This window comes from Pseudomonas sp. PK-RTE-24 (assembly GCF_054052265.1).
In genome coordinates this window covers 3,693,574-3,714,464 of the sequence record NZ_CM133224.1, presented here as the reverse complement: position 1 = coordinate 3,714,464, position 20,891 = coordinate 3,693,574, and the positions used below count along the sequence as shown (strand labels likewise).

Here is a 20,891-nt window from a genome sequence, read left to right as displayed (position 1 = left end):
ACAACAAAAGATCGCAGCCGGCCTGCGATCTTTTGCGTTATAGGGTCAGCCGCGATCGCGCCCGCGCAACATGCTGTCGAGCACTTCGTCACGACGCACCCAGCCATGGAACAGCGCCGCCGCCAGGTGCAGCAGCACTGTCAGAAACAGCAGATACGCCAAATAGCCATGGGACTTGCGCAGCAACGCAAACAGTTGCGCGTCGGCCGGCACAATTGGCGGCAGATGCAGCGACGCCGAGAGCATCACCGGCTCGCCCGAGGCACTGATCATCGCCCAGCCGAGCAACGGCAGCACCAGCATCAACGCATACAACAAGACGTGGGAAGCCTTGGCTGCGAGCACCTGCCAGCCCGGCAGATCATCCGGCAGCGGCGGTTGGCGCGTGGTGAAGCGCACCAGCAGGCGCACGATCACCAGCGCCAGAATCGCGATGCCCAGCGGCTTGTGCAGATGAATCAGCCATTCATGGCGAGACGACACCGAAGTGACCATGCCCGCGCCGATAAACAGCATGGCGATGATCATCAGCGCCATCAGCCAGTGCAGCAGGCGCGCCAGCAAAACGAAATGCGTCGGTTGCTTGTTCATGGACGAGCCTCCTGTTTGGCGGCGGGCAACTGGCTGACTTCGCTGGTGCGACGCAGGTAGGAATCGGCATAGCCGGCAGAACGCGCGGCCAGCAGTGGATCTTCCGATCCTTGAATCCCGGCCGGCAGCACCAGCGGGTCGTAGTTGATGTCACGGCACTCGCCACTGAGTTGCGGCTGGGGCTTCACCAGCACCAGGGTTCCGGCGTTCAACACTTTGCGATCTGCGGGCCAGGTCTTGCTGGCATCGTTCACCGGGTCACCGGCGTTGGCCAGGGTGATGTTCAACTGAAAGCGCAAGGGTGCGGCGGCCAGGCGTTGCACCAGATCCTTCTCGAGAAAGTCCGCGCCTTCAGGAGCCGTGGCACCCGCCGCGTCCTGCGCCAGCGGCGTCATGCTCCAGCGTACGGCCTGTTTTTTACCGTTGCCATCGACCAGATAGAACGCATTGATGCTGTTATAGGTTTCGGTGGCGTAGCTGGCCGAAGGCTTGGCGGTCTTCACCCACGTCAGAAACGGCACGGCTTCCGGATGTGCGGCAAAAAACGCCGGCACCTTCGTCGGGTCTGGCTTGCCGGTGGCTGGATCCGGCGACTGCGCCTGCTGCAATTGGTAGAACGCTTCGGGCGTGCCCACCGGAAACACCGGCATGCTGTTCATCCCGGTGCGCCATTGCTGACCGTTCGCCTGGGTGAAGCGCAGCGCCAGGCTGCGGATCGGTACGGCGCTGTCCGGCGCGTAGGGATTGCCGGCCGGCAAGGCGAAACGCCCCACCACCGGTGTCTGCGGCAGGTTGAACACCTGTGCCGTGGAGAACGCGCGCGCCTCGCCGCTGCTTTCGAAATGGCCTATCACGCAGACACCCTTGGCGTGATTGCGACGAAAGCCGGGATGCACGCCGTTGTTCTTTTCCAGCACATCGACCAACGCTTTTGGCGTCAATCGTTGCGGGTCAAGATTGCCATGCACGTAGGCAACCGCCCCGGCCACGGCAGCGACAATCACGGCAATGCCGCCCAGACGTAAAACCAGGCTCGCGGCGCTCAGTGGCTCGCGCGGCGGCCTGCCGGGCGGTGCAGCGTTTGGGGACGAGCGATCAACCATGAATATCTCCAGGCCATCGGCCACAAGTGGAAAGAGTCAGCAAGACGCACCCCGTCCGGGTTTATTCCACGGCGCGGTATTTATTTTTGCGCACGGGGAATAACCTGCGCTGACGGGCGTCTTCCTAGTCCACAGCGTAGCGACCAGCAGACATTCATGAGCGAATTCGACGAACAGTTGAGAGAAATCATTCCCAGATTGCGCCGCTTCGCCGTGTCGTTGACGCGCAACAGCAGCAGCGCTGACGATCTGGTCCAGGCCAGCCTCGAGCGGGCACTCTCGGCGTGGGGCGAAAAACGCGCTGACGGCGACTTGCGCGCCTGGCTGTTTGCAATCCTCTATCGGCAATTTCTCGATGCGCACCGTCGCTCGCGGCGCTATGCGCGGATGCTGGAATTTTTCACCGGTCGCGACGATGCCGAGCCGTCTGTGGAACGCACCGTGATTGCCCAATCGACCCTGCAAGCCTTCGAACGCCTGCCCACCGAACAGCGCGCTTTGCTGCTGATGGTCTCGGTGGAAGGCCTGTCCTATAAAGAGGTCGCCGAGATCCTCGGCGCCCCGATCGGCACCGTGATGTCGCGCCTGTCCCGCGCCCGCCAGGCCTTGCGCCAACTCAGCGACGGCGAAATCAGCAGCCCTTCCTTGCGGATACTCAAATGATCAGCCTGCCTCCCAGCGAACGTGATTTGCACGCCTATGTCGACCACCAGCTCAGCGACGCCGATCGGCGCGTGCTCGAGACCTGGCTGGCCAGTCACCCTGAAGAAGCGGCACAGGTGCGCGCCTGGCAACGCGACGCCCAGCAGCTGCGCGCAGCGCTGAGTGGCGCGTTGCAGCAACCGGCCAATCCGGCGCTTGACCCGATGATGATTCGCCAGCGCCGCCGCCAGCAGTCCCGTCGGCACCTGGCCAGCGCGGCGGTGCTGCTGATTGCCGTGAGCATTGGTGGTTTCAGTGGCTGGCAGGCACGGGAAATGACCTTGGCGCGCCCTGCGCAATTGCCGATGACTGACGCGTTGCAAGCCTATCGCCTGATCGCCCAGCAAGGCGTACTGCCCGCCGATTACAAGGTCGACAGCGACGGCGACATGCAGCGCTGGCTCGACCGCTACTTCAGTGGTGCCGGGCGCTTGCCGGACTTGAAAGCTGCCGGATTCGAGCCGGTCAGCGGGCGTTTGCTCAGCACCGATGAAGGCGCGGCGGCGATGGTGATGTATGAGGATGGCAGCGGTCACAAGGTCAGTTTCTACCTGCGTCCACCGGGGCCGAAAAACACCCTGCTGCCGCGCGGTTCGCGCAGCGATGGCGATCTGCAGGCCGATTACTGGTCAGGGCCGGGCTACAACTATGCGGTGGTCAGCCCGACCGACTCGCCGGCAGCAGAGTTGCTCAAGCAATCGCCGCCGTTCTGAAATCCGCCCCTTGTAGGAGCTGACGAGTGCAACGAGGCTGCGATCTGTTGGCGGCAACCCAGATCAAAAGATCGCAGCCTCGTTGCACTCGTCAGCTCCTACAGGGGAATCATGCATATTTCATGGAGCCTATGTCCGAGGTCTGGTTAAACTTTAGCGCCGAGCTCCGGTGGAGTCGGCCCAATCAACCAGGAGCCTGCCCCGCGTGCCCGCCCGAACGCCGAAACGATCACGACTGAGCCAACGCTGGCCGTTGTTGCGCCGCCTGTTCGGCAAAAGCCTGCCCGTCAGCGCCGGGCACGATGCTCATGCCGCGACCATCCGCGATTATTTCCGCGACAAAGCCAAAAGCCAGGGCTACACCCTTAGCCGCAGTCAGCAGCACGTCATCGACTGCATGGCGCAGCAGGCCAGCGTACTGCTGGGCGACAGCGGCCACACACCGCCGAGTCTGTACCTGTACGGAGCCGTCGGGCGCGGCAAGAGCTGGTTGCTCGAGGGGTTCTTCCAGGCGCTGCCGATCACGCGCAAACGTCGCCTGCATTTCCATCAGTTTTTTGCCCGGCTGCACGACGGCATGTTCCGTCACCGCCTGCAGGAAGACGCGCTGGAAATCACCCTGGATGAGTTGCTGGAAGATTGCCAGGTGCTGTGTTTCGACGAATTTCATGTGCACGACATCGGCGACGCGATGCTGATCACGCGTTTGTTCAAGGCACTGTTCAAACGGCGGATCATGCTGCTGGTAACCTCCAACTACGCGCCGGAAGGCCTGCTGCCCAATCCGCTGTATCACGCACGCTTCAAACCGGTGATCGAGCTGATCAACACGCGCATGCAGGTGATGGAAGTCGGCGGCGACCACGACTACCGCACACTCAACCGCCAACACACGCATCAAGTGTTTACCCAAGGGCATTACGTCTGGCCGGCTTCAACAGCCCAGCGCCAGGCTCTGGACCTGCCACCAGCCGACGCGCCTGCCCTTGCCCTCGAGGTTGGCAAGCGCCAGCTTCAGGCCCGTTTTTGCCAAGGCCGGCGAGTCGCGTTCACCTTCAACGATCTGTGTGAACAGCCAACGGCAGTGATGGATTATCTGCAACTGTGCCAGCGTTTCGACCAGTGGATCATCGATGACCTGCCGCAGCTCGGCGAGTGTCCGATCGCCGTGCAACAGCGCTTCATCAATCTGATCGACGTGCTCTACGATCAGGACAAACACCTGACCCTGCTCGGCCAGTTGCCGCTGGGTCAGAGCCTGGAAGGTCACGCCATTGACTTGGCGCGCACGCGCAGCCGGTTGGGGCAATTGAAGGAAATCCACGCTCCCAACTGACACCCCACCCTGTGAGAGCGAGCCCTGTGGGAGCGAGCAGGCTCGCTCCCACCAGGTCCCGGGACAACTCAAAATCCGTTCAGCATCCGCTTTACCGCTATCATGTCGCCCATTCCAGCGCCCCCGCGTCGCTCCACCGATCAATAGCGAAACCAGACATGCACACCCTTGCTCAACTGCGCGCCGGCGAGCTGTCAGGCGTTACCCGCCTCGACCTGTCCTGCGGGCTGACCGAATTCCCCAACGAAATTTTCCAACTGGCCGAGACGCTGGAAGTGCTCAACCTCAGCGGCAACGCGTTATCCAGCCTGCCCGCTGACCTGCATCGCCTGACCCGCCTGCGCGTGCTGTTCTGCTCCGACAACCAGTTCAGCGAACTGCCAGCCTGCCTCGGCCAGTGCACCGCGCTGACCATGGTCGGCTTCAAGGCCAACCGTATCGTCAATGTGCCCGGTGCCGCCCTGCCGCCGCAGCTGCGCTGGCTGATCCTCACCGATAACCGCATCGAAAGCCTGCCCAGCGAACTCGGTGAACGCCCCGCTTTGCAGAAGCTCATGCTCGCCGGCAATCGCCTGCAATCGCTGCCAGACTCCCTGCGTCACTGCCATCGGCTGGAATTGCTGCGCATCGCCGCCAACCAGCTCAACGAGCTGCCGCAATGGCTGCTGACCTTGCCGAGCCTGACCTGGCTGGCCTACGCCGGCAATCCGCTGGAGACCGAAGCCGATGCCGCTGCCCTTGAGGCCACGCCGCTGATCGACTGGTCGGCGCTACGTCTGGAGCAGCAACTGGGCGAAGGCGCTTCCGGGGTGATTTCCCGGGCGGTCTGGCAGCGTGACGATGGCACGGCGCAAGCGGTTGCGGTGAAGCTGTACAAAGGCGAGATGACCAGCGACGGCTCGCCATTGCATGAGATGAACGCCTGCATCACCGCCGGTTTGCACCCCAACCTGATCCGCGTCGAGGGCCGCATCAGCGGCCACCCCGATCAACAGCAGGGGCTGGTGATGCAACTGATTGATCCGAGCTTCGGCAATCTCGCCGGCTTGCCGAGCCTGGCCTCGTGCTCGCGGGATGTTTATGCCGAGGATTGCCGGTTCACGGCGGAGGTTGCCCTGCGCGTCGCCAAAGGCATCGCCTCAGCGGCCGAGCACCTGCACCGCCAAGGCATTACCCACGGCGATCTGTATGGCCACAACATTCTGTTGAACGATCGCGGCGATTGTCTGCTCGGGGATTTCGGCGCGGCGTCGTTTCATGCCACCGGCGATGATGTGCAGACGCGCGCATTGCAGCGCCTGGAAGTACGTGCGTTCGGTGTGTTGTTGGGGGAATTGCTGGAGCGTGTCGACTCAGGATTGAGTACGGAGCGGCGCGCGCACCTGGAGGCGCTGGAACGACGTTGCTGTCAGGCGGATGTGCTGGGGCGGCCGGGGTTCAGTGAAGTCATCGAGATGCTGGAGAATCTGTGACCGCTGCGCGGTCATTCGCCAGCAGGCTCGCTCCCACATTGGAATGCATTGCAAATGTGGGAGCCAGCCTGCTCGCGAAGAGGTCATTCCTGGCGCGACAGATCAGCCAGCCAGACCAACAAACATGTCCTGCACGTCATCATGGTTGTCGAGGCCTTCGAGGAACGCTTCGACTTCAGCCATCTGCTCGTCGCTCAAGCCGCTGACCGGGTTCTTCGGCTGGTAGCCGAGCTTGGCCGAGAGCACGGTGAAGCCTTGTTCCGGCAGGGCTTTCTGCACAGCGTCGAGGTCGGTCGGGTCGGTGAGGAACAGCGTCGCGCCCTCTTCGCCCGGCTCGAAATCCTGGGCACCGGCTTCGATCGCAGCCATTTCCGGATCGGCTTCCGGGCTGTCCGGCGAGGCTTCGATCATGCCGACGTGGTTGAACATCCACGCCACCGAACCCGAAGCGCCCAACTGGCCCTTGCGGAACGCCACACGAATTTCCGCGACGGTGCGGTTGATGTTGTCGGTGACGCATTCGACGATCAGCGGCACCTGATGCGGCGCGAAGCCTTCGTAGGTCACGCGATGGTATTGCACGGTTTCACCCAGCAGACCGGCGCCTTTCTTGATCGCGCGATCGAGGGTTTCTTTTGGCATCGAGGCTTTTTTCGCCTGTTCGACCACCAGACGCAGGTGTGCGTTGGTGGCGGTATCGGCACCGTTGCGCGCAGCAATGGTGATTTCCTTCACCAGTTTGCCGAAGATCTTCCCTTTGGCGTTGGCTGCCGCTTCTTTGTGTTTAACCTTCCACTGTGCGCCCATTACTCACTCTCTTGATCTGTGGCGCCGAGACATCTATTGGCCGACGCGTGGCGGCAAGTTTATACGGCCTAAAGTCGGCAATCGACCAAAAAAACAGCCGACGGAATCGACATCTTCACCAAAGCATGTAGGGGGATTCTGAAAAGCGCCTTTGACATGACCATTCAGCCCGACGGTTTCGTACCCTTGAAACCCCGTATCGCCTGACAGGGCCTGCTCGAATGCTCAATGACAAGGAAAGTCCCTTCACCCTTACGCTGACCGACAGCGGATTGCGCCTGCCGGTGGTGCGTTTTCGCGGCGAGGAAGCGCTGAACCAGCCTTACCGTTTCGACATCGAACTGCTCGGACTGGCCCCGGCCATCGTCCCGGGATCCTTCCTGCACAGGCCAGCCTTTTTGCGGCTCAGTGAGCAGCACGGATTCCACGGCGTCATTTCCAGCGCCAGCTGCGAACATCGCGGGACGCATCGGGTCGGCTATCGACTGATTCTGGTGCCGTATCTGCAACAACTGGCGCAAACGCATAAGCGCCGCGTGTTTACTCACCTGAGTGTGCCGCAGATCATTCAACAACTGCTCGAAGAACATGCCCTGCCAGCGCACAGCTACCGCATTGAAATGAGCGTCGGTCACTACCCGGCAAGGGCGTTTTGCATTCAGTACGAAGAAAGCGATCTGGCACTGGTGCAGCGGCTATGCGAAGAAGAAGGCATCCACTATCACTTCGAACACGGGCCGGACGGACACGTCGTGGTCTTCGCTGACGACAGCCTGAGCCTGCCGCAGGAACCGGTCGAAATCCCTTTCAGTGCTGATGAGCAACCACCGTCGCCCTGCGTCAGCGCGCTCTATCAACAGCATCGCGCGGCGCCTGTACCGATGCTGCATGCGGTGCGCAATCGCGGTCAGCCAACCGGCAATGCCGAAGCCGCCAACGAGGTCTCGACCGAGTTGCCGATGCCCGCGCGATCGCCGGAACGTCTGCACGCCGAACAACGCAGCCGACGTCATCTGCAACGCCAACGCTGCCAGTTGCGCTCCATTCACGGGCGCAGTGATTGCAGCGATTTGCTCAGTGGACGACTGCTGCTTGTGGCCGACCACCCGATTCATCATTTCAACGAACAATGGCTGATCAGCGCGGTGCGCCACCACGGGCAGCACCCTTCGATCCTTGATCCGGCGCCAAGCGTTCAGCGTTATCACAACGACTTCACTGCGCAGCCCTGGTCGACCGATTTCCGTCCGCCACTCAAACAAGCTCGCCCGAATATTGCCGGTTATCACTTGGCAAAAGTGGCGGGTGCGCCTGGGCAACCTGCGCAAGTGGACGAAAACGGCTGCCTCGCTGTAAGCCTGTGGCCGGCTGAGGATAAATCCGCCAGCGACGCCCTGTGGCTGCCGATCGCCATGAGCCGGCTCAGCGGCCCCGTCGCCGTCGATCAATTACCGCGCGCCGGCAGTGAAGTGTGGGTGAGTTTCCTCGACAGCGATCCGGACCGACCGATCCTTTGCCTCAGCCACGCACGCCAGCCGCCGGAGCGCGAATCAGAGCCCGTGCGCGACAGCCTGTTGCTCGACTGGCTGAGCCACCGCGCCGAGCATTGATCGGCGCCTCAGCCTTTGTCCGCCTTGCCCGCCGCCGCCGCGAACCTGGCCAGGCGCACGTCCAGATGCCGAGGCCGGCGCCCGTGATCTTCGGCGCGCTCCTTGCGGCGGATGGCGTTGCGCACCATCAACGAGCCGAGGTAGCGGATGGGTTCCGGCGGGAAATAACCCAGCGGCCCGTTGACCAGCGGCGAACGGGTCCACGGATTATCCAGACCCTGCACCAGCGCGGCGAGAATCTGCCCGCCCATGTGACACGGGCCGACGCCGCTGCCGGAATAACCGAAGCCGTAAAACACGTTGCCCGCCGAGCTCATCTGGCCGAAAAACGGCAAACCGGTCACCGAACGATCCGACGGGCCGTTCCACGTCGCGTCGATTTTGACCTCGGCGAACGCCGGGAAAAAATCCGCGAGACTGCGCTCGAGCAATCCGGCATAAGGCGACGGCTGATCGAACACCGGCAGCATCCGCCCGCCATAGGCGAAGGTGTTGCCGCCCTTGCCGAGCATGATCCGGCCGTCCGGGGTGTTGTGGTAGTAATGCACGAAAATCCGCGAATCGAGGACGCTGACGCCGCTGGTCAAACCGATTTGCTGCAGCAGCTCCGGACGCGGTTCGGTGATCAGCATGTCACTGGAAACGATCGCCACACTGCGCTCGAACTGAGGAAACGCGCGGGCCATCCACGCATTCATCGCCAGCACCACGCGGTCGGCGATGACCTTGCCGCCGGGCGTGTGAATACGTGCCGGGCGGCCCTCTTCCAGTCCGGTCATCGCCGTGCCTTCATGGATTTTCACGCCCGATTGCAGCGCCACCCGGCGCAGGCCGCGCACCAGTTTGCCCGGTTGCACGCTGGCAGCCGCCGGGGAAAACCAGCCTTCCAGATGTTTTGACGAACCAGCCATGCGCTGCACATCGGCGAGCGGTCGCTGGCTGAACGAGTTGATGCCGTTACGCTCCAGCGCCGCGATCACCGCGTCAGTTGCGCCGACCTGGGCGCGATTGGTCGCGGTGTACAGCGTGCCGTCGAGGCGGTAGTCGGCATCGACGCCGTACTGCTCGCAGAACTCGCCGATCGCATGGATGCTGCGCTCGGATTCCTTGACCAGACGCACCGCCTCGTCGACGCCGAACAAGCGTTCCAGGGTGAAATATTTCGCCGACCACGACAGCGCACAGCCGCCATTGCGGCCACTGGCGCCAGCGCCGCAGATGTCCGCCTCGATCAGCAGCACCTCCAGCTCGGGGTTTTGCTGCTTGAGCATGATCGCCGTCCACAATCCGGTGTAGCCGCCGCCAACGATGCACACATCGGTGCGCACCTCGCCTTGCAGCGGTGGACACTGCTCGGATGGGTCGGCCTGCAAGGCTTGCTCGAGCCAGAACGGTCGCATGGGAAATCTCCAGTCAGAAAGCCACGACGCAGCCTGCCGCGCACCGCGCAGCAGGCCACGGGGCGAAGGGTTTCAGGAACGCAGCGGTTTGACGCTCAGCGGGCAGTTGGGGATCGCCGCGCGCGGCTCCATCACGCCGACCGGCCGACTGTTCCAGTGCGGAATCAGCACCAGCGCCGAGAACAGCGCGCATCCGGCGAAGACGATGAACACCGTCACCGAGTCGAAGTAGCCCGGCAGCAAACCGCCGAGCACTGCGCCAACGGAGCCGCAGCCGTTGACGAAACCGGCGGCGGTGGCACCGGCCTTGGCCTTGCCGAAATCGATGGCGGCCGCGCCGCTGATCATCGAGTCCGGGCCGTACAACGTCAGGCCCATGACGAACAGCAACGCGACGACCAACAACACGCTGCCGGTGTTCAGCGCAGCCATGAACAACGCCAGCGTCACGGTCAGCGCCAGCAGACTCAGCACGCAGGCCGGCATGCGTCGGGCGCCGAAGAGTTTGTCCGAGGCCAGGCCGATCATGATCGGCCCGAGCAATCCGGCCAGTTCAAACGCGGTGGGAATGATCGCCGCGCCAACCTTGCCGACACTGGGCATCTGCTCGAAAACAATCACTGGCCCCCACAACAGAATCGCGTAACGCGCCGGTTTCAGCAGGAAATACGCCAGGCCCAGCACCAGCACCGTACGGTTGCGCAGGATTTCCTTCAACGGCTCCCACACGCTGAGTTTGCTGTTGGCTGCGGTTTCCTCGGCGGTCAGTTCCGGCTCGGGCTCCACCGCCGGCAAGCCGACGTCTTCCGGTTTGTTGCGCTGGAAGATAAAGAACAGCACGGCCACCACCGCGACCACCGCCGCGCTGGAAATGAATGCCGCGTGCCAGGTGCCGACCAGCGTGTAGGCCCACCAGCCGGCGAACGGCGAGGCGACCAGACCACCAAACGCGTAACAGGAACTCCACAAGCCGAGCACGCGCCCGCGCTGCTCTGACGGGAAGAAGCTGCCAAGGTTTTTACACAGCCCCGACCAGCCAGTGGACTGCGCCAGACCTTGAATCAACATGCACGTGGCGAAGATCGGCAATGTAGCGAAACTGCCCATCACCAGCGCCGCAGCGGCGGATATCAGCAAACCGCCAAGCACCACCACTCGCGGGCCAAAGCGATCGGCGAGCATGCCCCAGGTGAACTGTCCGAGGGCATACGCCGCCAGATAGATCGCGTCGAGGTTGGCCATGGCCATTTTGTCGAGGGTGAAATCAGGGTCTTCGGCGATGCCCAGTTTGGCCACCGAAAATGCTTTGCGGGTGAAGTAGAACGCGGCGTACGCGAGCCAGGTAATAGCGAAGATCTGCACGCGCCAACGCGCCAGGGTGCCGATGTGCTTGTTCATGGTGGTTCTGACCTCAGGGTGTGAGTGTGCCGGCAGAATCGATTAAGAAAAACGCCTGTGTTTTTTATTGTTGAGCACTGCGATACCGCCCCTTCCCTTCGGCGATAACGGTCAGATGAGTCTGCTGTTGCACGCACAGGCTCATGGGCCAGCGCTGCTGCTCGACCGAGCAGTCAGCGATGGCGTGAGCCGATCAAAGCAATTACTGTTTAATAAATAAAATCGATTTATCGTATTTCACACATAAGCCGAGCTTGTTACTGGAGCCACCATGTCTGTCTCTCACGCCCAACTCAAAGCGTTCCACGCGGTGGCCGTCCATGGCAGCTTCACCCGCGCCGCCGAGCGGCTTTATCTGACGCAACCGGCGATTTCCGACCAGGTGCGCAAACTCGAAGAACGCTTCGGCGTGCTGCTGTTTCACCGCAATAAACGTTCCGTACGCCTGACCGATCTCGGCGAGCGCCTGCTGGCGATCACCCAGCGCCTGTTCGTGATCGAAGCCGAAGCGCAGGAATTGCTGCAGGAATCCCAGGCCCTGCAGACCGGCAGCCTGATTCTCGCGGTGGACGCGCCGATCCACGTGTTGCCGCAGATCGCACGGTTCTGCGAGCGCTACCCGGGCATCAGCGTGAAAATCGAAACCGGCAATACCGATGAATCGCTGTTTCGCCTGTTCAACTATCAGGCCGATCTGGCGCTGCTCGGCCGCGACGTAACCGATGAACGCTTGCTGTGTGTGCCGTTGCGCAACGATCCGATGGTGGCGTTCGTTTCGCGCAATCATCCGTGGGCCGAGCGCGAATCGATCTGTCTGGCCGATCTGGATGACACGCCACTGGTGCTGCGTGAGACCGGTTCGGTGACCCGGCAGACCCTGGAAGAGGAAATGGCCCGCGCAGGTTTGCGCATCCGCCCGGCGATTCAGGTTGAAGGTCGGGAAGCGGCGCGCGAAGCCGTGGTGGTGGGGATCGGGGTTGGTGTGGTTTCAGCGGCGGAGTTCGGCGCCGACTCACGGGTCTGCGCGTTGCCGATCACCGACTGCACGAGGCGCCTGACCGAAACCCTGGTGTGCTTGCGCGAACAGAGTTCGCGGCGGGTGGTGGCGACGTTTCTTGATATGGTTCGCGAGAGCCTTGTGTAAACAGTATTGGCCCCTTCGCGAGCAGGCTCGCTCCCACATGGGACCGCGCTCTGTAGTGTGGGAGCGAGCCTGCTCGCGAAAAAGTCGCCTCGGTTTTCAGTCTGGCGCCAGATCAAAAAACGCCTGAATCAAGCGCAACTCGCGCCGGCGCTCCATGCAGCCAATCATGTGCCGGTTCATCAGCCCTTCCCCGGCAATCGGGATCGCCACCACGCGCGGGTCATGACTGACCTCCACCGATGACACCACACCGATACCCAACTCGGCCGCGACCGCTTCGGTCACCGCCTCGCGACTGTCCAGCTCCAGCAACACCCGCGGCTGAATCGAGGCCTGCATACACGCCTGGTCAAACGTGCGCCGGGTAATCGAACTTGGCTCGCGCAGAACCATGATCACTTGGTCCAGCTCCTTGAGTTTCACTTCCCCGGAGCGATTCGCCCAGCGATGCCCCGCCGGCACCAGCGCGCAGATCCGCGATTCGCTCAGCGCTTGCAGATGCAGGCCCTTGCGCGGCTCGACCTCGGTCAGCACCGCGACATCGGCGTGTTCCGACAACAGCGCCGCCAGGGTTTCCTGGGCATTGCCCAGACGCAGGTTGACGGTGATCCCCGGATAGCGCGCGCGCAAACTTGCCAGCATCGGCATGACCATGTGCGGCCCATCCGCCGCCACCTCCAGACGCCCGGTCAACAATTGCCGATTGGCCTCGAGCAGCGTCTGCGCTTCTTCCGCCAGACCGAACATGGCGCGGGTGATCGCCGCCAGTTTGGTGCCCTCCTCGGTCAGTTCCACCCGTCGCGCGGTGCGCCGCAGCAAGGTGATCTGGTAGTGCTCTTCCAGTGCCTTGATGTGTCCGGTGACCGCCGGCTGGCTGATGAACAACCGCGCAGCCGCGCGGGTGAAGCTGCCTTCGCGGGCCACGGCATCGAAGGCGCGCAGCTGAAACAGATTCATGGATAACCCTCACTGATGGCTGGCATAACAACAAACAATTTGATTGATGAAGCGGCGAATTGCAACGTAGGCCCCGTAGCTTCATCCCACAGCGTTTTCGCGAGGACACCCGAATGAGTACCGCCGCACCGATTCTGCTCACTCCCGGCCCGTTGACCACTTCGGCCCGCACCCGTCAGGCCATGATGGTCGATTGGGGTTCGTGGGATGACCGCTTCAACCAGCTGACCGCCAGCCTGTGCGAGCAATTGCTGGCCATCCTCAACGGCGCCGCCAGCCACCATTGCGTACCGTTACAGGGCAGTGGCACGTTCGCCGTCGAAGCGGCGATCGGCACGCTGGTGCCGCGCGACGGCAAAATCCTCGTGCTGATCAACGGCGCGTACGGCAAGCGTCTGGCGAAGATCTGCGAAGTGCTCGGCCGCTCGTTCAGCACCTTCGAAACCGCCGAAGACGAACCGACCACCGCCGCTGACGTCGACCGCTTGCTGCGCGCCGACGCTGACATCACCCACGTGGCGCTGATCCACTGCGAAACCAGCACCGGCATTCTCAATCCGCTGGCCGAGATCGCCGAGGTCGTTGCGCAACATGGCAAACGTCTGATCATCGACGCCATGAGCTCCTTTGGCGCGTTGCCGGTGGATGCGCAAAAAGTACCGTTCGACGCGCTCATTGCCGCTTCCGGCAAATGCCTGGAAGGCGTACCGGGGATGGGTTTTGTCTTCGCCCGCAAGGAATCGCTGGCCGCCGCGGCTGGCAACTCGCACTCGCTGGCGATGGACCTGTACGACCAGCACGCCTACATGATGAAAACCGGGCAATGGCGCTTCACCCCGCCCACCCATGTGGTCGCGGCGCTGCACGAAGCGCTACTGCAATACAGCGAAGAAGGCGGTCTGCCGGCGCGGCATGCGCGTTATGCGGCCAACTGTCAGGCGCTGATGGAAGAGATGAACAAGCTCGGCTTGCGCAGCTTCCTGCCGGCGGCAATTCAGGCGCCGATCATCGCCACGTTCCATGCCCCGCAGGATCCGCGCTACCAGTTCAAGGACTTCTATGAGCGGGTCAAGGCCAAGGGTTACATCCTCTACCCCGGCAAGCTGACCCAGGTCGAAACCTTCCGCGTCGGCTGCATCGGCCACGTCACCCCGGACGAAATGCGCCAGGCCGTGGCAGCAGTGGGTGAAGTGCTGCGCGAGATGGAAGTGCTCGATATCTGAACCTCACCAAAAATCCCCCTGTGGGAGCGAGCCTGCTCGCGAAAGCGTCGTCCCAGGCGACACATACGCTGATGTCAGACCGCTTTCGCGAGCAGGCTCGCTCCCACATTTTGATCTCATTTTCAAATCAGGAATTGATTACCATGAACTACACCAATCCAAGCAAGCTGCAAGCCGCGATCCTCGACTGGGCCGGTACCGTGGTCGATTTCGGCTCGTTCGCGCCGACGCAGATCTTCGTCGAAGCCTTCGCCGAGTTCGATGTGCAGGTGTCGATTGAAGAGGCCCGTGGGCCGATGGGCATGGGCAAGTGGGATCACATCCGCACCCTCTGTGATCAGCCGCAAGTGGCGGAGCGTTATCGCAAGGTATTCGGTCGCACGCCGACCGACGATGACGTCACCGCTATCTACAACCGCTTCATGCCGTTGCAGATCGAGAAAATCGCCGAGCACTCGGCACTGATTCCCGGCGCGCTGGACGCCATCGCCCAACTGCGCGCACAAGGCATCAAGATCGGTTCCTGCTCCGGTTACCCGAAAGCGGTCATGGACAAAGTCGTCGAACTCGCCGCCAGCAACGGCTACGTCGCCGACCACGTGGTCGCCACCGACGAAGTGCCAAACGGTCGTCCATGGCCGGCGCAAGCGTTGGCCAACGTGATCGCTCTGGGCATCGACGATGTTGCAGCGTGCGTGAAGATCGACGACACCGTGCCGGGCATTCTCGAAGGTCGCCGGGCCGGCATGTGGACGGTTGCGCTGATTTGCTCGGGCAACGCGCTGGGTCTGGATTATGAGGGTTTCCGCGCGCTGGGCAGCGATGAACTGGCCAGCGAGCGCCAGCGCATCCACGCGCTGTTCGCAAGTTCGCGGCCGCATTACATGATCGACACCATCAGCGATCTGCCGGAAGTGATCGCCGACATCAACAAGCGTCTGGCCAACGGTGAGATGCCGCAAAACGCCTGAGGCCGATAACCGGAACACCGCTGATCCATGACAATCAGCGGTGTTTTTTTGCACTGTCTTAAATAAATATATTGCCCGGTTATTACTTACTCTGAAACAAGGTTGCCCTCTGCGTCGTACGCACTACCATCGGGATGTTTAACGCTTCCGTCAGGCAATTGTTCAGTACCATCTTCCCAGACAATACGGCCATCCGGATATTCAACGGTATTATCAGACCATACGATTCGCCCGTCCGGATACTCTACCCGGCCGTCGTCATATTGAATGATGCCGTCGGGACGCTTGATCGAAGTCTTATCAACGTCAACCACGCTACCGTCAGGCAGTGTGGTCGAACCATCGACATTGACGGTCGCACCGAGTGTTTGAATCAGCGTAATCAAGGCCACCGGATCGATGTTGATGTTAAGGGTCGGCCATGGCATTGGCGGACGCTTGGTATCGACCGGCGCTACTGGTGCGGTCGGCGCAACTGGTTTGGTTGGGGCTACCGGTTTGGTTGGCGCCACTGGTTTGGTCGGTGCTACTGGCTTGGTTGGCGCTACCGGTTTGGTTGGTGCCACTGGCTTGGTCGGCGCTACCGGTTTGGTTGGTGCTACTGGCTTGGTTGGCGCTACCGGCTTGGTCGGCGCTACCGGTTTGGTTGGTGCTACTGGCTTGGTTGGTGCCACTGGTTTGGTCGGTGCTACGGGTTTGGTCGGTGCTACGGGTTTGGTTGGCGCCACTGGCTTTGGTGTAGTGGTAGTGGGGCGAGGCTTGGAGATCGGACTTTTCATATTCACACTCAAATTTACAAATATAATTATGATCTTTAATAACAAACTAAAGAGCCGAACCAACAATAATCACGCACAACAAACTATTCAAACCAAAAGAACCTACAAGATATAAGCAACATAGAGTTACGCCCACAGTTCAACGCACACCAACAACTTTAAATAAGCAGAAATAATAAACCGTACAAATAAGACTTTTGTGTGTTGCAAATATCATTACGCCGAAACGCTGGCATGTACTGATCGCGTCCATCGGCTATGTCATTGCAAATCCGCGTCGCCCCTGCAAGCCCCCCGTGTGGATAAAGATCAGACGCGTGCCGATGGCAAATTCGCCTGCTTCGACATGCTGCTTGAGCGCCAGCAAGGCCTTGCCGGTGTACAGCGGTTCCAAAGGGATGCCGCTGGTTTGCTCGGTCTGATCGATGAAGGTCAGCAACGCCTCGTCAACTTTGGCGAAACCACCACGGCTGGCGTCGATCAGTTGATAGCCCGCCGCATGCTCGGTGGCGGGCGCGAGGATCGACTCGATGTTCGGCGCTACGCCGTGATCATCCGGCACTGCCAGAGCGCCGTACACCGCGCGCTTGCCTTTCTCGGCGAGCGCCAGCCCGGCCAGTGTCGTGCCGGTGCCACAGGCCAGCCACCAGGCGTCGAAATCATCCCAGCCGAGCTTGGCCAATTGCTCTTCGGCTTGCTGCCTGATCGCTGCGCAACCCAGTGCGCCGGCCACGCCACCACCGCCCTCGGGCACTGCATGCAGCGTCGGATATTGCGCGTGCCACGGTACCCAGAATCCCGCTTCGTGCCGCGCGCGATAGCCGGCGTAACCCAGCCAATGCAACTGCATGCCGAACGCTTGCAGATCCCGCACTGTCGGCGTGTCCTGCGGGTGCCCGCGCAGCAGTCCCACGGTTTTGAAACCCAGCCGCTTGCCCGCCGCCGCCAGCGCATGCAGGTGATTGGAATGCGCACCGCCGAGGCTGGTGATGCCCTCGGCGCCGGCACGCTCGGCGGCTTTGAGGTGTTCGACGAGTTTGAACCACTTGTTGCCGCTGATCAGCGGGTCGATGCGGTCCAGGCGCAGGATCGCAACCTCGATGCCGGCAGCTGCAAGCCAGTCCAGATGGAGCGGTTCGAGAGGGGCCGGGGGTAGCCAGTTGGGGGGAGGCAAAAGCATGGGCACTGCACAATCTGGAAAAGACCACATACTAGTAGGAGCTGCCGCAGGCTGCGATCTTTTGATCTTGCTTTTGAAATCAGGATCAACAGATCGCAGCCTTCGGCAGCTCCTACAGAATGTGTTTACAACTCAGCCGCCAGCCGCGAACCTTGATTGATCGCCCGCTTGGCGTCCAGCTCCGCCGCCACATCCGCGCCGCCGATCAAGTGCACGTTCTGCCCGGCTTCAACCAGACCGTCGTGCAATTCACGCAACGGATCCTGCCCCGCGCAGATCACGATGTTGTCCACTGCCAGCAGTTGCGGCTCGCCGGATTCGCCGATGCGAATGTGCAAGCCTTGGTCATCGATGCTCAGGTATTCGACGCTGTTGAGCATCTGCACCTGCTTGTTCTTCAGACCGGTGCGATGAATCCAGCCGGTGGTTTTGCCCAGACCGTCGCCGACCTTGGTTTTCTTGCGCTGCAACAGGAACACCTCACGGGCCGGCGCATGCGGTGCCGCTTTGATTCCCGCCACACCACCACGGGCCTCCAGTTGCGTGTCGATGCCCCACTCTTTCCAGAACGCCGCGCGATCCAGACTGGTGGCTACGCCTTGATGAACGAGAAATTCCGAGACATCGAAACCGATCCCGCCAGCACCGATTACCGCGACACGCTTGCCGACCGGTTTGCGCTCGAGGATCACATCCAGATAACTCAGCACCTTGGCATTTTCGATGCCCGGAATCGCCGGCACGCGCGGGGCGATACCAGTGGCGAGAATGATTTCGTCGTAGCCGCCCTCAACCAACTTGGCCACGTCGACGCGGGTGTTCAGGCACACCTCGACATTGGTGGTTTGCAGCTTGCGGTTGAAGTAGCGCAGGGTTTCGAAAAACTCTTCCTTGCCCGGCACGCGCTTGGCAATGTTGAACTGGCCACCAATCTCACTGGCCGAATCGAACAACGTCACCTGATGACCGCGCTCGGCGGCTACGGTGGCGGCAGACAAGCCGGCAGGGCCGGCACCGACCACGGCGATTTTCTTGATCTGCTGCACCGGCAGGTAATTGAGTTCGGTTTCGTGGCAGGCGCGCGGGTTGACCAGGCAACTGGTGAGCTTGCCGCCAAAGGTGTGGTCGAGGCACGCCTGGTTGCAGCCGATGCAGGTGTTGATTTCGTCGGCGCGGCCTTCGGCGGCTTTGTTGACGAAGTCCGGATCGGCGAGGAATGGTCGGGCCATGGAGACCATGTCGGCATCGCCCTCGGCAAGAATCTGCTCGGCAATTTCCGGGGTATTGATGCGGTTGGTGGTGATCAGCGGGATGCTCACCGAGCCGCGCAACTTGGCCGTGACCTTGCTGAACGCTGCACGCGGAACCTTGGTGGCGATGGTCGGAATCCGCGCTTCGTGCCAGCCGATACCAGTGTTGATGATGGTCGCACCGGCCTGCTCGATGGCTTTGGCCAGCATGACGATTTCATCCCAGGTGCTGCCACCTTCGACCAAATCGAGCATCGACAGGCGGAAGATGATGATGAAATTCGGCCCGACCGCTTCGCGCACACGACGGACAATTTCTACCGGCAGGCGCATGCGGTTTTCGTAGCTGCCACCCCAGCGGTCGGTGCGGTGATTCGTGTGCGCGGCGAGGAACTGGTTAATGAAGTAACCTTCCGAGCCCATGATCTCGACGCCGTCGTATTCGGCGGTTTGCGCCAATACCGAGCAGGTGACGAAATCACTGATCTGCTTTTCGATGCCCTCTTCGTCCAGCTCTTTGGGCTTGAACGGGTTGATCGGCGCCTGAATCGCGCTCGGTGCTACCTGTTTCGGGCTGTAGGCGTAACGCCCGGCGTGAAGAATCTGCATGCAGATCTTGCCGCCTGCCTCGTGCACCGCGCGAGTGACGATGCGGTGCTTGAGCGCCTCTTCCTCGGTAGTGAGCTTGGCCGCGCCGGAATACACGCCGCCCTCGTCATTCGGGCCGATGCCGCCGGTGACCATCAGGCCGACACCGCCACGGGCACGTTCGGCGAAGTACGCCGCCATGCGTTCGAAGCCACCCGGCTTTTCTTCAAGGCCAGTGTGCATCGAGCCCATCAGGGTGCGGTTGCGCAGCGTGGTGAATCCCAGGTCCAGCGGGGCCAGCAGATGCGGGTAATGAGCGGCGGTCATCGGTAACTCCACAACGAGCGATCACGGAAAAATTGCGGGAGCTCTGCGTCCCCCGTCAGTCATGTTCGACAGACTAAGAGTCGCACCGCTGTCACTCAATGACCGTAACTGACAAGTTATTGATCCAAATGCACAGCGCCCCTTGGCAACCCGGGCCATGGGCCCTACCCTAGTCGGCACATCCTGTACCCGGCTGTTGTTGGTTTTCATGCGCAAACTTCTGTATCTGTTTTTCTCCATGGCCCTCGTTGCCGCCCTGACCACCTACGCCATGTGGGCGGCAGACCGGCCGGCGGGGCATTACCTGTCGGACCTGCGCATCAAGCTCGCCGTCAATCAGGGCACGCCCGGCGACCGCGGCAATCTGCTCGGCATCCAGCCCGAACTGTTCCCCACCGATTACCAAAGCTCCGCACGCCTGCACCGCAAACTCGCGGCGTATCTGCAGCAGGCGCGCGATCAGGGCTTGCTCAACGAAAAAACCGTGGTGGTGTTGCCCGAGCACGTCGGCACCTGGCTGATGGTCAGCGGCGAGAAAGACGAGCTTTATCAGGCGCCGACCCTGGCGGAGGCGATGAACTGGCTGGCGGCGAGCAATCCACTGCTGTTTGCCCGAGCGTGGCTGCGGGCCAAGGGCGAGCAACGGCTGGACGATGCTTATCTGCGGATGAAAGCGAAGGCCATGGCCAAGGATTACCAGGCGCTGTTCGGCGGTCTGGCCAAAGAGTTCCAGGTCACCCTGGTGGCCGGCTCCATCGTGCTGCCGGAGCCAAGCATCCGCGACGGCCGGCTCAAGCCCGGCAGCGGCGCCCTGTTCAACAGCAGCGTGGTGTTTGGTCGCGACGGCGTACCGTTGGGCCAGCCGCAGCGGCAGATGCATCCGATCTTTGATCAGCAAGGTGTGATTCAGGCCGAAGACAAACACGCCATACAGGTCGTCGACACACCGGCCGGACGCCTGGGCATCCTGATCGGCAGTGACAGCTGGTACCCCGGCAACTACCGCACCCTCGATGAGCAAGGCGCGCAACTGGTGGCCGTGCCGGCGCAGGTTATCGGCCAAGGCGCCTGGGACAAGCCATGGCGTGGCTACAAGGGCTCGAGCACGCCGGGCTCGGTCAGCCTCAAGCCCGGCGACCTCAGTGAAGGTCAGGCCTGGCACCGACTGACCCTCACCGCACAACCACCGAGCAGCCGCGCGATTGCCGGCGTCAGTGTGTTCATGCGCGGGCAGTTCTGGGACAAGTCGAGTACCGGCACAAGCTTCCTCAGCAGCAACGGCCAGCAGTTCGCCGATGGCGAGGCCCGTGGTGCGCGCTTGCTGAACGTCTGGCTGTAAA

The 20,891-nt window shown here is 61.8% G+C and carries 19 protein-coding genes; 10 read left to right on the top strand and 9 right to left on the bottom strand.

Going from position 1 to position 20,891, the window contains the following annotated elements; all coding sequences use genetic code 11:
- Positions 1 to 45: 45 nt before the first annotated feature.
- Entirely contained in the window at positions 46 to 591 is a 546-nt protein-coding gene (locus ACV8MC_RS16800; RefSeq protein ID WP_129999585.1) for a cytochrome b, read from the bottom strand.
- The gene (locus ACV8MC_RS16795) at positions 588 to 1,694 is read right to left on the bottom strand and encodes a catalase family peroxidase (protein WP_457262693.1); all 1,107 of its coding nucleotides are present in this window, start codon (positions 1,692 to 1,694) and stop codon (positions 588 to 590) included. The genes ACV8MC_RS16800 and ACV8MC_RS16795 overlap by 4 nt, the downstream gene beginning before the upstream one ends.
- 156 nt (positions 1,695 to 1,850) lie before the next feature.
- Between ACV8MC_RS16795 and ACV8MC_RS16790 the strand changes: the two genes are divergently transcribed.
- The 4 genes from ACV8MC_RS16790 (at position 1,851) to ACV8MC_RS16775 (ending at position 5,917) form a co-directional block, all read left to right on the top strand.
- Positions 1,851 to 2,357, top strand: coding sequence for a sigma-70 family RNA polymerase sigma factor (locus ACV8MC_RS16790; RefSeq protein WP_041477125.1), 507 nt, complete (start codon positions 1,851 to 1,853; stop codon positions 2,355 to 2,357).
- Positions 2,354 to 3,109, top strand: a complete 756-nt coding sequence (locus tag ACV8MC_RS16785) for an anti-sigma factor family protein (protein ID WP_110600761.1) — start codon at positions 2,354 to 2,356, stop codon at positions 3,107 to 3,109. The genes ACV8MC_RS16790 and ACV8MC_RS16785 overlap by 4 nt, the downstream gene beginning before the upstream one ends.
- A gap of 205 nt (positions 3,110 to 3,314) precedes the next feature.
- Positions 3,315 to 4,445 carry a cell division protein ZapE gene (gene zapE / locus ACV8MC_RS16780; protein ID WP_457262690.1) on the top strand — a complete coding sequence of 377 codons (1,131 nt, stop codon included), beginning with the start codon at positions 3,315 to 3,317 and terminating at the stop codon, positions 4,443 to 4,445.
- A 158-nt stretch (positions 4,446 to 4,603) separates the two neighbouring features.
- A complete protein-coding gene (locus tag ACV8MC_RS16775; RefSeq protein ID WP_150634916.1) occupies positions 4,604 to 5,917 on the top strand; it encodes a protein kinase in 1,314 nt (437 codons plus the stop codon).
- A 102-nt stretch (positions 5,918 to 6,019) separates the two neighbouring features.
- Here ACV8MC_RS16775 and ACV8MC_RS16770 read toward each other — a convergent pair whose 3' ends face one another.
- Positions 6,020 to 6,724, bottom strand: a complete 705-nt coding sequence (locus ACV8MC_RS16770) for a YebC/PmpR family DNA-binding transcriptional regulator (RefSeq protein WP_041477129.1) — start codon at positions 6,722 to 6,724, stop codon at positions 6,020 to 6,022.
- A gap of 221 nt (positions 6,725 to 6,945) precedes the next feature.
- Between ACV8MC_RS16770 and ACV8MC_RS16765 the strand changes: the two genes are divergently transcribed.
- A complete protein-coding gene (locus tag ACV8MC_RS16765; RefSeq protein ID WP_457262687.1) occupies positions 6,946 to 8,334 on the top strand; it encodes a type VI secretion system Vgr family protein in 1,389 nt (462 codons plus the stop codon).
- Positions 8,335 to 8,342: 8 nt separating this feature from the next.
- On the opposite strand, the gene ACV8MC_RS16760 is transcribed toward ACV8MC_RS16765, so the two are convergent.
- Together ACV8MC_RS16760 and ACV8MC_RS16755 are read right to left on the bottom strand one after the other, a co-directional pair.
- The gene (locus tag ACV8MC_RS16760; protein WP_457262685.1) at positions 8,343 to 9,734 is read right to left on the bottom strand and encodes an FAD-dependent oxidoreductase; all 1,392 of its coding nucleotides are present in this window, start codon (positions 9,732 to 9,734) and stop codon (positions 8,343 to 8,345) included.
- A gap of 72 nt (positions 9,735 to 9,806) precedes the next feature.
- Positions 9,807 to 11,132, bottom strand: a complete 1,326-nt coding sequence (locus tag ACV8MC_RS16755) for an MFS transporter (protein ID WP_016775327.1) — start codon at positions 11,130 to 11,132, stop codon at positions 9,807 to 9,809.
- Positions 11,133 to 11,403: 271 nt separating this feature from the next.
- Here ACV8MC_RS16755 and ACV8MC_RS16750 point away from each other — a divergent pair, with 271 nt between their 5' ends.
- Positions 11,404 to 12,276, top strand: coding sequence for a LysR family transcriptional regulator (locus ACV8MC_RS16750; protein WP_095182100.1), 873 nt, complete (start codon positions 11,404 to 11,406; stop codon positions 12,274 to 12,276).
- Between the two features lie 96 nt (positions 12,277 to 12,372).
- Here the strand turns inward: ACV8MC_RS16750 and ACV8MC_RS16745 are convergent, their stop codons facing one another.
- Positions 12,373 to 13,233: a LysR substrate-binding domain-containing protein gene (locus tag ACV8MC_RS16745; RefSeq protein ID WP_305381118.1), complete on the bottom strand. Its 861-nt coding sequence runs from the start codon at positions 13,231 to 13,233 to the stop codon at positions 12,373 to 12,375.
- Between the two features lie 113 nt (positions 13,234 to 13,346).
- Here ACV8MC_RS16745 and ACV8MC_RS16740 point away from each other — a divergent pair, with 113 nt between their 5' ends.
- Complete coding sequence (locus ACV8MC_RS16740) at positions 13,347 to 14,456, top strand: 2-aminoethylphosphonate--pyruvate transaminase (RefSeq protein ID WP_024013452.1); 1,110 nt, start codon at positions 13,347 to 13,349, stop codon at positions 14,454 to 14,456.
- A 143-nt stretch (positions 14,457 to 14,599) separates the two neighbouring features.
- Positions 14,600 to 15,427, top strand: a complete 828-nt coding sequence (phnX, locus tag ACV8MC_RS16735; protein WP_095182103.1) for a phosphonoacetaldehyde hydrolase — start codon at positions 14,600 to 14,602, stop codon at positions 15,425 to 15,427.
- 86 nt (positions 15,428 to 15,513) lie between these two features.
- Here the strand turns inward: phnX and ACV8MC_RS16730 are convergent, their stop codons facing one another.
- On the bottom strand, positions 15,514 to 15,855 hold the full coding sequence (locus ACV8MC_RS16730) for a hypothetical protein (RefSeq protein WP_143498023.1): 342 nt from the start codon (positions 15,853 to 15,855) through the stop codon (positions 15,514 to 15,516).
- 10 nt (positions 15,856 to 15,865) lie between these two features.
- On the opposite strand from ACV8MC_RS16730, the gene ACV8MC_RS16725 reads away from it, so the two are divergent.
- Positions 15,866 to 16,321 (top strand): hypothetical protein, encoded by a 456-nt coding sequence (locus ACV8MC_RS16725; RefSeq protein WP_457262681.1) that lies wholly within the window; start codon positions 15,866 to 15,868, stop codon positions 16,319 to 16,321.
- Between the two features lie 141 nt (positions 16,322 to 16,462).
- On the opposite strand, the gene ACV8MC_RS16720 is transcribed toward ACV8MC_RS16725, so the two are convergent.
- Together ACV8MC_RS16720 and ACV8MC_RS16715 are read right to left on the bottom strand one after the other, a co-directional pair.
- Positions 16,463 to 17,386, bottom strand: coding sequence for a 1-aminocyclopropane-1-carboxylate deaminase/D-cysteine desulfhydrase (locus ACV8MC_RS16720; protein ID WP_252876589.1), 924 nt, complete (start codon positions 17,384 to 17,386; stop codon positions 16,463 to 16,465).
- 125 nt (positions 17,387 to 17,511) lie between these two features.
- Positions 17,512 to 19,551 carry an NADPH-dependent 2,4-dienoyl-CoA reductase gene (locus ACV8MC_RS16715; RefSeq protein WP_056788766.1) on the bottom strand — a complete coding sequence of 680 codons (2,040 nt, stop codon included), beginning with the start codon at positions 19,549 to 19,551 and terminating at the stop codon, positions 17,512 to 17,514.
- 208 nt (positions 19,552 to 19,759) lie between these two features.
- On the opposite strand from ACV8MC_RS16715, the gene ACV8MC_RS16710 reads away from it, so the two are divergent.
- Entirely contained in the window at positions 19,760 to 20,890 is a 1,131-nt protein-coding gene (locus ACV8MC_RS16710; RefSeq protein WP_310217004.1) for a nitrilase-related carbon-nitrogen hydrolase, read from the top strand.
- Position 20,891: the final 1 nt, after the last annotated feature.

What these genes read in the sequence shown, in the direction of transcription:
- ACV8MC_RS16765 (WP_457262687.1), top strand. Translation starts at nt 6,946, where the DNA reads ATGCTCAATGACAAGGAAAGTCCCTTCACCCTTACGCTGACCGACAGC.
- ACV8MC_RS16745 (WP_305381118.1), bottom strand. Translation starts at nt 13,233, where the DNA reads ATGAATCTGTTTCAGCTGCGCGCCTTCGATGCCGTGGCCCGCGAAGGC.
- ACV8MC_RS16720 (WP_252876589.1), bottom strand. Translation starts at nt 17,386, where the DNA reads ATGCTTTTGCCTCCCCCCAACTGGCTACCCCCGGCCCCTCTCGAACCG.
- ACV8MC_RS16730 (WP_143498023.1), bottom strand. Translation starts at nt 15,855, where the DNA reads ATGCCATGGCCGACCCTTAACATCAACATCGATCCGGTGGCCTTGATT.
- ACV8MC_RS16775 (WP_150634916.1), top strand. Translation starts at nt 4,604, where the DNA reads ATGCACACCCTTGCTCAACTGCGCGCCGGCGAGCTGTCAGGCGTTACC.
- ACV8MC_RS16750 (WP_095182100.1), top strand. Translation starts at nt 11,404, where the DNA reads ATGTCTGTCTCTCACGCCCAACTCAAAGCGTTCCACGCGGTGGCCGTC.
- ACV8MC_RS16800 (WP_129999585.1), bottom strand. Translation starts at nt 591, where the DNA reads ATGAACAAGCAACCGACGCATTTCGTTTTGCTGGCGCGCCTGCTGCAC.
- ACV8MC_RS16755 (WP_016775327.1), bottom strand. Translation starts at nt 11,132, where the DNA reads ATGAACAAGCACATCGGCACCCTGGCGCGTTGGCGCGTGCAGATCTTC.
- phnX (WP_095182103.1), top strand. Translation starts at nt 14,600, where the DNA reads ATGAACTACACCAATCCAAGCAAGCTGCAAGCCGCGATCCTCGACTGG.
- ACV8MC_RS16710 (WP_310217004.1), top strand. Translation starts at nt 19,760, where the DNA reads ATGCGCAAACTTCTGTATCTGTTTTTCTCCATGGCCCTCGTTGCCGCC.
- ACV8MC_RS16795 (WP_457262693.1), bottom strand. Translation starts at nt 1,694, where the DNA reads ATGGTTGATCGCTCGTCCCCAAACGCTGCACCGCCCGGCAGGCCGCCG.
- ACV8MC_RS16785 (WP_110600761.1), top strand. Translation starts at nt 2,354, where the DNA reads ATGATCAGCCTGCCTCCCAGCGAACGTGATTTGCACGCCTATGTCGAC.
- ACV8MC_RS16790 (WP_041477125.1), top strand. Translation starts at nt 1,851, where the DNA reads ATGAGCGAATTCGACGAACAGTTGAGAGAAATCATTCCCAGATTGCGC.
- ACV8MC_RS16715 (WP_056788766.1), bottom strand. Translation starts at nt 19,551, where the DNA reads ATGACCGCCGCTCATTACCCGCATCTGCTGGCCCCGCTGGACCTGGGA.
- ACV8MC_RS16760 (WP_457262685.1), bottom strand. Translation starts at nt 9,734, where the DNA reads ATGCGACCGTTCTGGCTCGAGCAAGCCTTGCAGGCCGACCCATCCGAG.
- ACV8MC_RS16770 (WP_041477129.1), bottom strand. Translation starts at nt 6,724, where the DNA reads ATGGGCGCACAGTGGAAGGTTAAACACAAAGAAGCGGCAGCCAACGCC.
- ACV8MC_RS16740 (WP_024013452.1), top strand. Translation starts at nt 13,347, where the DNA reads ATGAGTACCGCCGCACCGATTCTGCTCACTCCCGGCCCGTTGACCACT.